Below are 12,182 nucleotides of genomic sequence, written 5' to 3' on the forward strand. Positions count from 1 at the left end.
TTCTTTGCAAGGTACTCAACTATAATAACGGGTAGTTAGCCAATATTTATAATCCAGTCGCTGGAAACACAAAAAGAAACCGTTATACTTTTACTTATGATGATACTTAAAAAACTACTATTTTTCTTTTACCTTTTTCCGTTCTTTATTTTAGCCGACAACCGTCTAAAGACAGACGGTAATCATCTAGGTAAAGCTAGAGTTACGCTGAAAGTCGCTATAGAGGAAATAGGTTATTCTCCTTATAATTATAAAGAAAATGGAGAAATAAAAGGTTTTACTATTGATGTTCTCGATTATATTAAAGCAAACTCAAAATATGATTTTGAGTTTGTCACTTTACCTTGGCCAAGAGCACTTTATCTCGTTGCAGAAGGTAAAGTTGATCTGATACTTACATTATTTAAAAATAAAAAGCGTGCAAAAAAATATCACTTTATTGAACCCTCTTACGGTTATGAGATTAATCAATTATTTACGCTTGCCGATAATAATTTTCAATATAATGGGCGATTAAAGCAATTATTACCTTATTCAATTGGAACCAAAAGAGAGTTTTCCTATGGAAAAGCTTTTGATAGCGCTAACTATCTCACCAAATTACCAGCATTAACTGAAGAAGTATTATTAAAGCTGTTACTGACCAGGCGCATCGATATGGCTATATCTAATCCATATGTTTTTAATCAATTGATTAAAAAAAATAATGTTATCTCTAAAGTTCAGGCGATGGAGCCTTATGTTGCGAAAACGCCAGTCTACCTAGGATTAACCAAAGCTAGGGCGGATTCGAAAGAAATAAAAGAAACACTAGGACAACTCATCAAAAAATTTAAAGCAGCACCTTATTATCAAGTCCTTTTAAATAAATACCAACTCAATTTTAAATAACACACGTTAATTCGGTGAAGTGGTTTACTGGCACAGTAATGTCATGCCGCTAATATATTTCTAACTGATTTATAATGTTTATTACTCAATATTGGTGTGCAAGGGCTAGTTTTTTATAAACACTTACTAGCGCCTAACCTTATCCATACTTTTATTTTTTCTGCGTCTGACAATACTGATCGCCATAGTAATTATTTGAGTAGTTACAATTAACCACAGCTTTTTTATCTGTTGGAGTATTAAAAATTGTCTTGATGTTATTAATAATATTTTTCATCTTAGTTACCTGATTTATTTTCGATAAAACGATTGTCACCTAACATTATCATTCAGTAAATTTCATAAAATTAAATATATCATTCTATAAAATGAAACGATTATTTAAGATAATGATCACTGCACTTCTCAGTAAGTTGTGCGGTAAAAATATTTTTGAGGATAGTCAGCTCATCGGTCCTTACATAATTAGGTCTAATGATTAACGCGATTGTTCTGTGTGGCCCCGGTTCATTTAAATGAATAGCCCGAAGTTCAGATTCGTTATAAGTCAATTGATCTAAGGCCATTTGTGGTACGAGCGTTGTTCCGAGTTTACCGGCAACCATTTGGATCAGTGTATGCAAACTAGCAGAGCCAAAATCAGCACTTTGTTTTGGGTTTTGTAATTGACAAGCCGCTAGTGCATGTTCCTTTAGGCAATGGCCATCTTTTAACAACATTAGTTTTTCTGTCGCTAACTCTTCACTGGTAATTTCTTGGGTTTTCTGTGGACATTCATCCTTATGGCAGACTAAATAGAAGTCTTCTTGCCAAAAACTGAAACTCATTAAACCCTCTATAGGATAGGGTAACGCCAATATCGCTGCATCAATCGCTCCGGTTCGCACCATATCAACTAAGGTATGTGATTGTTCTTCTAGTATCTTCAATTTGAAATTTGGATATTGATGCCTAACTTCGGGTAACACCTTAGGCAAAAGGTATGGACCTATAGTTGGGATGACACCTATCGACATCGAACTAGAAAAAGGTTGATTGTCGCTTTTCGCAATTTGCAATAATTCATCTAGTTCTAGTTTTACTTGGCGAGCCTTATTAAGGATCAGCTGCCCCTTTTGAGTGACTAAGACTTGTTTGTTATTGCGCTCAAATATCATCATTCCCAACTGCTTTTCAAGCTCATTAATGGCCGTACTTAGCGCTGATTGAGAAACATTACATGCCTCTGCAGCTTTTTTAAAGTGTAGAGTCTTTTCGATAGCGAGTGCGTAATGAAGCTGTTTTATTGAAATCATATTTATAACGATAATTTATATTGAACATAGATGTCATCCTAATCGAATTTATTGAATTAGTCATCTTGTTCGCAGGTAACTTATTTTGATATTGATATTCTCGATGGATAATGTGAAACCGACATTCGCATAATCTCTTGTTTAGTTATCATAATAAATATTTGGTAATTCTGTTTTTTAGAATATTAAAATCTATTTAATCAAATTTATTTATCGTTCAACTGAATCTACTATACCCACATCGAAAGCAAACATGCTTTTAAAACAAAACCATTTAACTAAACATTTTTAAATAACAGAGGTAATACCCATGGCTCAAATAGGCAAAACTATCCCAGAATTTAAAGCTCAAGCATTTCATAACGATGAGTTTGTTGAAGTAACATCTGAGAGTACTAAAGGCAAATGGTCAATCTTTTTGTTCTACCCTGCAGATTTTACATTCGTTTGTCCAACTGAATTAGAAGACATGGCAAACCAGTATGAAGAGTTGCAAGGTCTTGGTGTTGAAGTTTACTCGGTATCAACAGATACACATTTTTCACATAAAGCATGGCACGATTCTTCAGAAGCGATTGGTAAAATTAAATTTCCGATGATTGGTGACCAAACTGGCACAATTACTCGTGGTTTTGATGTGATGATTGAAGAAGATCATATGGCACACCGTGGAACATTTTTAGTCGACCCAGATGGTGTTATTCAAGTTGCCCATATTCATGCGGGTGGTATCGGTCGAAGTGCAAAAGATATGGTGCGTAATGTAAAAGCTGCACAATATGTGCGTGAAAATGACGGTGAAGTATGTCCAGCAGCTTGGGAACAAGGTGAAGCAACCTTAACACCAAGTTTAGACTTAGTTGGTAAAATCTAAGACAACAGTCTCGTTATGGGTGGAAGTCGTTATTCTGGTTAACCAGACTTCTTCCACCTTATTTCAACCAACAAAATGACAGCTCTTATGTCAAATTCAACAAGATAAATAATGAGGTAGCCCCATGTTAAGTGAAGATATTTTAAATGCAGTAAAAGCTTATACCCAAAATATGACCAACAAAGTATCACTAGTTTTACAGACGGGTGAACATCAAAAACGCAATGAATTAAAAGAATTTTTAACACAGTTAACATCAGTATCAGACAATCTACTACTTGTTGAACGCGATGATGGTTTACGCAGCCCTATTACGTTCTACTTAGAAATTGACGGTAACAATAATGGCATCCACTTTTCTGGTATTCCCAGTGGACATGAATTTAATTCGTTGATATTAGCTATTTTACAGTCATCTGGTACCGAACTGAAATTAGACAGCACCTTGACTAAAATGGTGCAAAAAATCAAAGAAGATTTGCACTTTGAAGTATTTATTTCCTTAAGTTGCCATAACTGTCCTGATGTTGTGCAATCGTTGAATCAGTTTGCCTTATTAAACGAAGGTATCAGCAGTGAAATGATTGATGGTGGCTTATTTAAGAACTTAATAGACGAACGTAATATTCAAGGTGTACCGAGTGTTTACCTTAATGGCGAATTATTTGCGAATGGAAAAATAGACACAGGTCAATTAGTCGATAAACTTATCGAACGTTTCCCTTATATTGTCGGTGGCGATGACAACGAGCAGTTACCGTTACAAGATATTACCGTTATAGGTGCAGGTCCTGCCGGTGTTGCTGCTGCTATTTATGCCGCTCGTAAAGGTTTGAAAGTGACTATTATTGCTGACCGTTTTGGTGGTCAGGTCAAAGATACCGTAGGTATTGAGAACTTAATTTCAGTCTCTAAAACGACCGGCACACAACTAACGGGTAATATGCAAGCGCACTTAAATGATTACGAGATCACGACAAGAGAGTTTGTACGTGTTGAAAAAATAGATAAAGGTGAGCCTGAGAGCAAAGTACCGAAAAAGCTACATCTTTCTAGCGGCGAAGTTATCGAATCTAAAACGGTAATCATTGCTACTGGGGCTAAATGGCGTGAACTTGGTATACCAGGAGAAAAAGAAAATATTGGTTCTGGTGTCGCTTATTGTCCGCATTGTGATGGCCCATTTTTCAAAGGTAAAGATGTTGCTGTGGTTGGTGGTGGTAACTCAGGAATAGAAGCGGCATTAGATTTAGCAAGTATGGTTAATCATGTTACCGTCTTCGAATTCTTACCTGGCTTGAAAGCAGATAAAATATTGGTAGAAAAAGCAGAAGCGCATAAAAAGATCACCATCATTAAAAATGTTGCTACTAAAGAAGTGATTGCTGAAGGTGGTAAAGTTGTTGCTCTGGCTTATGAAGATAGAGCAACAGGGGAGATGAAGCAACAAAGCTTGTCGGGAATATTTATCCAAATAGGCTTATTACCCAACAGTGATTTTTTACAGGGTGTTGTTGAATGTACTAAATATGGCGAAGTCATCATTGACGAAAAATGTCAGACCTCTGAGCCGGGTATATTTGCTGCTGGAGATGTTTCTACCGTGCCTTATAAGCAAATTGTTATTGCGATGGGCGAGGGTTCAAAAGCATCCTTGTCAGCATTCGATTATCTTATTAGAGAAAGTTAATCAACATCAACCACACATCTGAACTTATAGTATAGTTATTCGTTTAGATGTGTCTTATCAAAAGCCGTATAAATAAACCTTATACGGCTTTATAGTTTTTAATATTTAAAGCGACTAAATCAATTAATCGCTGCTGCGACTCGATACTGGCCCAAGCAATATGGGCAGTTAACGACAAGTTGTCGATTTCTTTTTTCATTAATGCATTAATTAACGGGTGACTCACTGTTGGCGGCTCATGTTCTAATACATCGAGCACGGCGTGAGATATGATTTTATTCTTTAATGCCTGCAGTAAATCCGTACTATTAACCAGTGCACCTCGCGCTGTGTTAATCAGTAACGCCGAGGGTTTCATAAGCGCTAAAGTTTCACTATTTATTAAGTTTATCGTCTCCTCGGTTTGTGGGCAGTGTAAGCTGATAACATCGGCTTTATTTAATACTTCAGTAAAGCTATGACGGTTTTCTCTTATTTTTATCGCATTAGGACGTTCAGCAATCATGACGTGCATATCAAAAGCTTGAGCAATTTTCGCTACCGCTTTACCTAAGTTGCCAAAACCAATGATGCCGATGGTTTTTCCTGCTAATTCTTGACTTCCTTTGCCATGAAAACAAAAAGTAGCACTGTTTTGCCAATGTCCTTGTTGAGTATTGATGTTGTGGTGTGCGGTATTACTGAAATATTCAAGCATTTGCGCAAAGACATATTGACTGACTGAGGCTTGTGAGTAACCACTGACGTTTTTAACCGCAATGTTAAGTGCTTTAGCAGCAACTAGGTCAACATTATTCATACCTGTTGCGGCAATGCACACTAATTTTAGTTGGGGTAATTGCTCGAGTATATTTTTAGATAACAACACTTTGTTGGTGATAATAATCTCAGCCGTTTTACAACGTTCAATAATTTGACTGTCAGTGGTGGTGGCATAACAGCTTAATGTACTGACCTCAGACTTTATACGGGTCAAAGAAATGCTGGCACTAAAGGTTTGTTGATCTAAAAAAACGGTTTGCATAGCGAGTAGTCAAAAAGAAATTATGTTGTTAGCTTAATAGAAATCAAGATAAAAAAAAACGGCAATCAGCGTATATTTCTGTTTACCGTTTTATCATGTGATATTTATTTTATGGCATGAGTGTTACTTAGTTTAACCAGGACGACCATCTTCTCGTGCTTTTAGCAACATTGGCCCGTAGTAAAAAGTAAAGAGTCCAAAAGCAACCAACCAGAAAAAACCACTTATATCGACAAAGAGTAAAGTTTTTTCTGGTACTAACCAAGGCCCAAATACCCGAACCATAGCCGAGAAGGTAATAGATGCAAAAGCGACTGACATCATTTTAGGTGGGGTTAATGGTCGACCAGAATGCCCTAAAGAAACACGAGAAATCATTGCTAAAATAATCCCCCCCATGCCACCAATGGTTAATAGATGCCAAACATGATTACTGGGGATTTCATCAATAATGTAGCTAAACCCTAATAAGATAAGGCCAAACCAAATAAATTTAATGGCGAAATGTAATGACCATAAAAGTGGTACGCCCAGTGTTATCCAAGGTCGCCATCTCAACCAACGAATTAACTGAAATAAACCAGCAAAAATTAAGATAATGCCAAAAAACATCGGCACAAAACCCACCAATGGATGTAACAACAACATCAGCATAGCAAGCAGTAAACTGCCATTAGCAAGTTTATCAAGTAAAGGAGCAGGGGTTGTTTTTGTGGTTTGTGTTCCATTAGCGGTGAACATTGGCACAACACGTCCAGACATAACGGACATTAAAAATACGACTAATAAAACACCGGCATAACCTGAGTAGCTCAACGAAAAACTTTGTGGGTAAAGGGTTGCTAAGTGCATTTCTCCATTGGCGATGGTAAACATCACCAATAGTGGTACAAAAAATAAATTTCGATACTGCTTTATCGCTAATATAGGTTTGGCGAGTGTATAAGCGATAGCTAATAAGAAACTTAAATCTATCAAAGCGCTTAATGTTGCCCCTAATAAGTCGGGCATTAACATGACCACTCGGCCTAATAACCATAGAAAGAATAAAGCGGCGAGGGGTTTGCCTTTAACACTGGCAATACCTGTCCAATTTTGCACTGCGGTGAGTAAAAAACCAACAATGATGGCACTGCCGAAACCAAAAATCATTTCATGAATATGCCACCAATAGCCACCACCGTAAGGTGAAAAGCTAATGGTCCCTTTATAGATTAACAACCATAAAGTAATGGCAATTAAACTAAAAACAGCGCCACCTAAAAAAAAGGGTCGGAAGCCTAAGCGAAATATTGGCAGAATTTTCTGCTCTTCATTTAAATCAGTAATTTGCATTATAGTTTGTATTTCAAATAATCAGTAAAGCCATATTAGCGTATTTATCAGAATAATCGTTGTGATAAATCAACTCTTATTATAATTGCCGCTTGATAATACAATTTAAAATTAATCTTGCAGATAAAGGGTAGAGAATATTGCTAAGGCTCAAGTTAATTTATCTATTTTTGCTCAGTGGTCATTAGTTGGCTGGTTTTTCTAATTGATACATTTCATCAGAAATATAATCAAGTTTTTCTGTTAATAATTGCTGGGCATCATAAATACCTTGATTATAATAATGATTGCCCATTTCCTTAGTAAAAAAATCAAGCAAAAAGTCAGCGTCAAACTGAGCGAGCTCTTGATCAAGTTCGCTTGCAAAATAATGCTGTAGTTTTTGAACCAGTAACTCTTTTTGTGTGGATGAAAACTTAATTTCACTCATATTATTCTCTGCTCTTTTAATAAAAATTCTTGACGAGATTATAACCATAATATTTCAATCAATTCTATCTTAAGGGATTATATTTCCTGCTGAAGTAACGCCTTTGATGTATCATAGGTATATACTTATGACCAAGCGTTAAGGTGGGTGGTTTAAGTGAAAGAGACATTGAAAAAATGGTGGCAAACTGATTGTCAATTTTGCCTTAAATACCGAAGAATGTTTATTTGGTTAATTATCATGATTGCAATAGATGCATTGTGGTTTAATCTTTTATTTTAAAAGTTGGAGTTATATATGGGATATCGTTGGACAGACTCATTAGAGTTAGCATTAGACTTAATGGAAGAGCATCCGGATGCTGATCCACTTAAATTACATTTTCCAGAATTGATGCAATGGGTGATAGCCCTCGATAATTTTGATGATGATCCTAAGCATTGTGGTGAAAGAGTGCTTGAGGCCATTCAATTAGCGTGGATTTCTGAAGTCGATTAGCGGCAGATAAATTTAAGGGTGATTTTTAGTCTTGTTTAGGTAATTGATTGTTTTATAAACCTCATCTGGCTTATACTACCGCATATATCACTACCATGAATTTTGACTATTCATCAACCATATGGTCTACATCAAAAATTATTATGACAATAAATATTAAACGTCCGTTATATATCCACTATGCTGGTCCAAGTCTTTTAGAAACCCCCCTATTAAATAAAGGTAGCGCTTTTGACGAAGAGGAGCGCACTAATTTTAACTTAATGGGCTTATTGCCGCCCCGTTATGAAACAATAGACGAGCAAGTTGAACGTGCTTTTATGCAATATAATAAGTTTCGAACCAACTTAAATAAGCATATTTATTTACGTACAATTCATGATAACAACGAAACTTTATTTTTCAGGCTCGTTCAGGCGCACTTAGCTGAGATGATGCCGATTATTTATACGCCGACAGTAGGTGATGCGTGTGAGCAATTTTCAGATATTTATCGTAGCTCGCGTGGATTATTTATTTCTTATGAAGATAGACATCACATGGATGATATTCTTCGTAATGCGACAAAAAATAAAATAAAAGTCATTGTTGTTACCGATGGCGAGCGTATTCTTGGTCTGGGTGACCAAGGCATAGGTGGAATGGGTATTCCGATCGGCAAGCTTTCACTTTATACCGCTTGTGGCGGCATTAGCCCCGCGTATACTTTACCGGTAATGCTCGATGTTGGTACCAATAACGAAAAGTTATTGAATGACCCTATGTATATGGGGCGTCGTCATAAACGTATTAATCAAGAAGAATACAACGAGTTCGTTGACATGTTTATTCAAGCAGTGAAACGTCGTTGGCCACATGTATTATTGCAATTTGAAGATTTTGCTCAACCCAATGCCACACCATTACTTAATAAGTATCGTGATGAAATTTGTTGTTTCAATGATGATATTCAAGGAACCGCCTCAGTGACTGTCGGTACTTTACTAGCAGCATGCCGCATTAAAGGGCGTAAGCTTGCTAAAGAAACCACATTATCACAGCAAAAAGTTGTCTTTGTTGGCAGTGGCTCTGCCGGTTGCGGTATTGCCGAACAAATTATTGCGCAAATGGTCAGTGAAGGTATTTCTGCAAAACAAGCACGCAGTCAAATTTTTATGGTCGACCGTTTTGGTTTATTAACCGATGGTATGGCTGATTTACGAGACTTTCAGCAAAAACTGGTGCAATCACCTCGTACAATTTCTACGTGGGCTGTTTCAGGGCGATATGCGACATTATTAGAAGTGATGAATAATGCTCAGCCAGATATTTTAATCGGCGTATCAGGTGTACCGGGTTTATTTACCGAACCTGTGATTAGAGCAATGAAATCACACTGTCCAATGCCGATTATTTTCCCGCTTAGTAATCCTATTAAACAAGTAGAAGCTACGCCAACACAAGTCATTAATTGGACGCAAGGCGAGGTTATTGTTGCAACCGGCAGTCCATTTAAACCCGTTGAATATCAAGGTAAAACTTTTCCTATCGTGCAATGTAATAATAGTTATATTTTTCCTGGTTTAGGTTTGGGTATTGTTTCAGCCAATATTAACCGTGTTACCGATGAAATGTTAATGGTTGCCAGCGAAACTCTTGCTAAAGCTTCACCATTAGCCAACACCGGGCTGGGTGAACTCTTACCTCCACTCACTGAGATTGCCAGTTTAAGTCGAAAAATAGCCTTTGCTGTAGCGAAAGTAGCTTTTGATCAAAACTTAGCTTTACGCATCGATGATGAAAGTTTACTCGCAAAAATAGAACAGAACTTTTGGCAACCAGAATATCGACAGTATCGTCGAAGCAGTGTGTAGTTAGTATTTTGTTACTCATATAAAAAAACTGACTCAATGTCAGTTTTTTTATGTCAGCTTATTTTACGCCTTAAAGTATGATTAAAATCGATGATGTTTTACTCAAGGAGATGAAAAACGCTAAGGTCGGTATGATCGCTTTTGCTTTAGAGAGTAAAAAGCAACTTACGTTACCCATATCTCTAGAAGGATTCGAGGCCGGATTCAAGACATTAAAATCAAAAAGAGTACTAAGTGAATAATATTAGTTTTTTTGTTCAAATTCGTCTATAATCGCGCCAAAATTTATACACCTATTTTATCTAAAATATATATAAGGGCTTATCATGGCTATCGAACGTACTTTTTCTATCGTAAAACCAGACGCAGTTGCTAAAAACTTCATTGGTCAAATTTATAACCGTTTTGAAACTGCTGGTTTAAAAATTGTTGCTTCTAAAATGATTCACTTAAGCCAAGAAAAAGCTGAAGGCTTTTACGCTGAACATAGCGAACGTCCTTTCTTTGGCGCTTTAGTTTCATTCATGACTTCTGGTCCAGTTATGGTTCAAGTTTTAGAAGGCGAAAACGCTGTTCTTAAAAACCGTGAAATCATGGGTGCTACTAACCCAGCTGAAGCACTTGCTGGTACTATCCGTGCTGATCTTGCTGATAGCATCGACGAAAATGCTGCTCACGGTTCTGACGCTTTAGAATCTGCTGCACGTGAAATTGCTTACTTCTTCTCAGATGACGAAATTTGCCCACGTACTCGTTAATCTGATATTAAACGTTGTTAATGGCGAAACTTCTGTAAGAAAAGTGCTCACTTACTAACGTAAGCTCCGCGCTATCCTTTTTGAATTGTCATCATTAACTTAGTTTAATCTAGAAATAGAATATTAAAGGGTTTTACTGTTTCCAGTAAAATCCTTTTGTTATTTTTAGAGTTATAATAAACCTTAAGCTTTTTAATTTACTAACCCTCTGTTTTACAAAAAGAGAAATTTAATTAAAAACGTTAAGGTTTGATATAATTTGATCTGTAAATTGTCATGTTTTGTATGAAAGCTGTACAATTGTTTTTTGTAATTTTGTTGTTTGAGAAGTAGTGAATCATGAGTGAAGTGACTGAAGTTGTAAGCCCGACCGTATCTGCGGTAAAGAAGAAAGTAAATCTATTAAACTTGGACCATCAAGGGATGCGTGAATACTTTGCTTCAATTGGCGAAAAACCATTTCGTGCCGATCAAATGATGAAATGGATATATCATTTTGGTTACTCTGATTTTGAATTAATGACTAATTTGAACAAAAAATTACGTGAAAAATTACAACGTGAAACAGAAATTAGTGCACCAGAAATATCTGAAAAGCAAGTATCAACTGACGGCACGATAAAATACTCTTTACGCCTCGAAGGCGGTCAAGAAGTTGAAACAGTGTGGATCCCTGAAAACGATCGCGCAACATTATGTGTATCCTCGCAAGTCGGTTGTGCACTTGAATGTACGTTTTGTGCCACGGCGCAACAAGGCTTTAATCGCAATTTGTCTATGAGCGAAATTATTGGTCAAGTATGGCGTGTTGCTAATGATATTGGCGCGACACGTATAGCTGGAAAACGTCCCATTACTAATATTGTTATGATGGGAATGGGCGAGCCGCTTTTAAATATGAAAAATTTAATTCCAGCGCTTGATACTATGTTAAATGATTTAGGCTACGGCCTCTCAAAACGTCGAGTAACAGTGAGTACTTCTGGTGTAGTACCGGCGCTTGATATGTTAAAAGAAAAAATAGATTGTGCATTAGCCATTTCAATTCACGCGGGTAACAACGAGCTTCGTGATGTATTGGTCCCAATAAACAAAAAGTATCCTTTAGAAGAGTTTATTGCGGCAGCTGGACGTTATATTGATGGTTCAAAAGCTAATAAGCAGGCAACGATTGAATATGTGATGTTAGATCATGTTAATGACAGTACTGACCAAGCACATGAACTTGCTATCGCTTTGAAAGATTTACCGAGTAAAATCAATCTGATCCCGTTTAATCCTTACCCTGGATCGCCTTATAAACGTTCAAGTAATTCACGTATTGACCGTTTTGATAAAGTATTGCAGTCATATGGTTTAACCGTTATTACTCGCCGTACCCGTGGTGATGATATTGATGCGGCTTGTGGCCAATTAGCCGGTGATGTTTTTGATAGAACAAAGCGAACAGCAATGAACTCTTCAAAAAATGACGAGTCTAAAGCCCAAGAGATTTCAGTTAAACTGGTCTAACACTTTATTCTCGAGGTATTTA

At 36.7% G+C, this 12,182-nt stretch carries 12 protein-coding genes; 8 read left to right on the forward strand and 4 right to left on the reverse strand.

Annotated elements, in window-relative coordinates:
* The first annotated feature begins 96 nt into the window (after positions 1–96).
* The gene (locus tag H4J76_RS01235) at positions 97–891 is read left to right on the forward strand and encodes an ABC transporter substrate-binding protein (protein ID WP_182229946.1); all 795 of its coding nucleotides are present in this window, start codon (positions 97–99) and stop codon (positions 889–891) included.
* Positions 892–1,268: 377 nt separating this feature from the next.
* Here the strand turns inward: H4J76_RS01235 and H4J76_RS01240 are convergent, their stop codons facing one another.
* A complete protein-coding gene (locus H4J76_RS01240) occupies positions 1,269–2,186 on the reverse strand; it encodes a hydrogen peroxide-inducible genes activator (protein ID WP_182213253.1) in 918 nt (305 codons plus the stop codon).
* 310 nt (positions 2,187–2,496) lie between these two features.
* Between H4J76_RS01240 and ahpC the strand changes: the two genes are divergently transcribed.
* Both ahpC and ahpF read left to right on the forward strand, forming a co-directional pair.
* The gene (ahpC, locus tag H4J76_RS01245) at positions 2,497–3,060 is read left to right on the forward strand and encodes an alkyl hydroperoxide reductase subunit C (protein WP_070374813.1); all 564 of its coding nucleotides are present in this window, start codon (positions 2,497–2,499) and stop codon (positions 3,058–3,060) included.
* Positions 3,061–3,184: 124 nt separating this feature from the next.
* A complete protein-coding gene (gene ahpF, locus H4J76_RS01250) occupies positions 3,185–4,750 on the forward strand; it encodes an alkyl hydroperoxide reductase subunit F (RefSeq protein WP_182213255.1) in 1,566 nt (521 codons plus the stop codon).
* Between the two features lie 79 nt (positions 4,751–4,829).
* Here the strand turns inward: ahpF and H4J76_RS01255 are convergent, their stop codons facing one another.
* The 3 genes from H4J76_RS01255 to H4J76_RS01265 form a co-directional block, all read right to left on the reverse strand.
* Positions 4,830–5,774 (reverse strand): D-2-hydroxyacid dehydrogenase, encoded by a 945-nt coding sequence (locus H4J76_RS01255; protein WP_182213257.1) that lies wholly within the window; start codon positions 5,772–5,774, stop codon positions 4,830–4,832.
* 132 nt (positions 5,775–5,906) lie between these two features.
* The gene (locus tag H4J76_RS01260; RefSeq protein WP_182229947.1) at positions 5,907–7,109 is read right to left on the reverse strand and encodes an NnrS family protein; all 1,203 of its coding nucleotides are present in this window, start codon (positions 7,107–7,109) and stop codon (positions 5,907–5,909) included.
* A 184-nt stretch (positions 7,110–7,293) separates the two neighbouring features.
* The gene (locus tag H4J76_RS01265; protein ID WP_182229948.1) at positions 7,294–7,539 is read right to left on the reverse strand and encodes a DUF2164 domain-containing protein; all 246 of its coding nucleotides are present in this window, start codon (positions 7,537–7,539) and stop codon (positions 7,294–7,296) included.
* Positions 7,540–7,836: 297 nt separating this feature from the next.
* On the opposite strand from H4J76_RS01265, the gene iscX reads away from it, so the two are divergent.
* The 5 genes from iscX (at position 7,837) to H4J76_RS01290 (ending at position 12,160) form a co-directional block, all read left to right on the forward strand.
* Entirely contained in the window at positions 7,837–8,037 is a 201-nt protein-coding gene (iscX, locus tag H4J76_RS01270) for a Fe-S cluster assembly protein IscX (protein ID WP_070374809.1), read from the forward strand.
* 143 nt (positions 8,038–8,180) lie between these two features.
* Complete coding sequence (locus H4J76_RS01275) at positions 8,181–9,890, forward strand: NAD-dependent malic enzyme (RefSeq protein ID WP_182213262.1); 1,710 nt, start codon at positions 8,181–8,183, stop codon at positions 9,888–9,890.
* 77 nt (positions 9,891–9,967) lie between these two features.
* Positions 9,968–10,132: an invasion associated locus B family protein gene (locus H4J76_RS20120; RefSeq protein ID WP_182229949.1), complete on the forward strand. Its 165-nt coding sequence runs from the start codon at positions 9,968–9,970 to the stop codon at positions 10,130–10,132.
* Positions 10,133–10,216: 84 nt separating this feature from the next.
* Entirely contained in the window at positions 10,217–10,648 is a 432-nt protein-coding gene (ndk, locus tag H4J76_RS01285; protein WP_070374808.1) for a nucleoside-diphosphate kinase, read from the forward strand.
* Between the two features lie 339 nt (positions 10,649–10,987).
* Positions 10,988–12,160, forward strand: a complete 1,173-nt coding sequence (locus H4J76_RS01290; RefSeq protein WP_070374807.1) for a bifunctional tRNA (adenosine(37)-C2)-methyltransferase TrmG/ribosomal RNA large subunit methyltransferase RlmN — start codon at positions 10,988–10,990, stop codon at positions 12,158–12,160.
* Positions 12,161–12,182: the final 22 nt, after the last annotated feature.

Origin of the sequence: Colwellia sp. BRX9-1, assembly GCF_014077195.1 — a bacterium.
GTDB lineage: Bacteria > Pseudomonadota > Gammaproteobacteria > Enterobacterales > Alteromonadaceae > Colwellia_A.

What these genes read in the sequence shown, in the direction of transcription:
- H4J76_RS01235 (WP_182229946.1), top strand. Translation starts at nt 97, where the DNA reads ATGATGATACTTAAAAAACTACTATTTTTCTTTTACCTTTTTCCGTTC.
- H4J76_RS01240 (WP_182213253.1), bottom strand. Translation starts at nt 2,186, where the DNA reads ATGATTTCAATAAAACAGCTTCATTACGCACTCGCTATCGAAAAGACT.
- ahpC (WP_070374813.1), top strand. Translation starts at nt 2,497, where the DNA reads ATGGCTCAAATAGGCAAAACTATCCCAGAATTTAAAGCTCAAGCATTT.
- ahpF (WP_182213255.1), top strand. Translation starts at nt 3,185, where the DNA reads ATGTTAAGTGAAGATATTTTAAATGCAGTAAAAGCTTATACCCAAAAT.
- H4J76_RS01255 (WP_182213257.1), bottom strand. Translation starts at nt 5,774, where the DNA reads ATGCAAACCGTTTTTTTAGATCAACAAACCTTTAGTGCCAGCATTTCT.
- H4J76_RS01260 (WP_182229947.1), bottom strand. Translation starts at nt 7,109, where the DNA reads ATGCAAATTACTGATTTAAATGAAGAGCAGAAAATTCTGCCAATATTT.
- H4J76_RS01265 (WP_182229948.1), bottom strand. Translation starts at nt 7,539, where the DNA reads ATGAGTGAAATTAAGTTTTCATCCACACAAAAAGAGTTACTGGTTCAA.
- iscX (WP_070374809.1), top strand. Translation starts at nt 7,837, where the DNA reads ATGGGATATCGTTGGACAGACTCATTAGAGTTAGCATTAGACTTAATG.
- H4J76_RS01275 (WP_182213262.1), top strand. Translation starts at nt 8,181, where the DNA reads ATGACAATAAATATTAAACGTCCGTTATATATCCACTATGCTGGTCCA.
- H4J76_RS20120 (WP_182229949.1), top strand. Translation starts at nt 9,968, where the DNA reads ATGATTAAAATCGATGATGTTTTACTCAAGGAGATGAAAAACGCTAAG.
- ndk (WP_070374808.1), top strand. Translation starts at nt 10,217, where the DNA reads ATGGCTATCGAACGTACTTTTTCTATCGTAAAACCAGACGCAGTTGCT.
- H4J76_RS01290 (WP_070374807.1), top strand. Translation starts at nt 10,988, where the DNA reads ATGAGTGAAGTGACTGAAGTTGTAAGCCCGACCGTATCTGCGGTAAAG.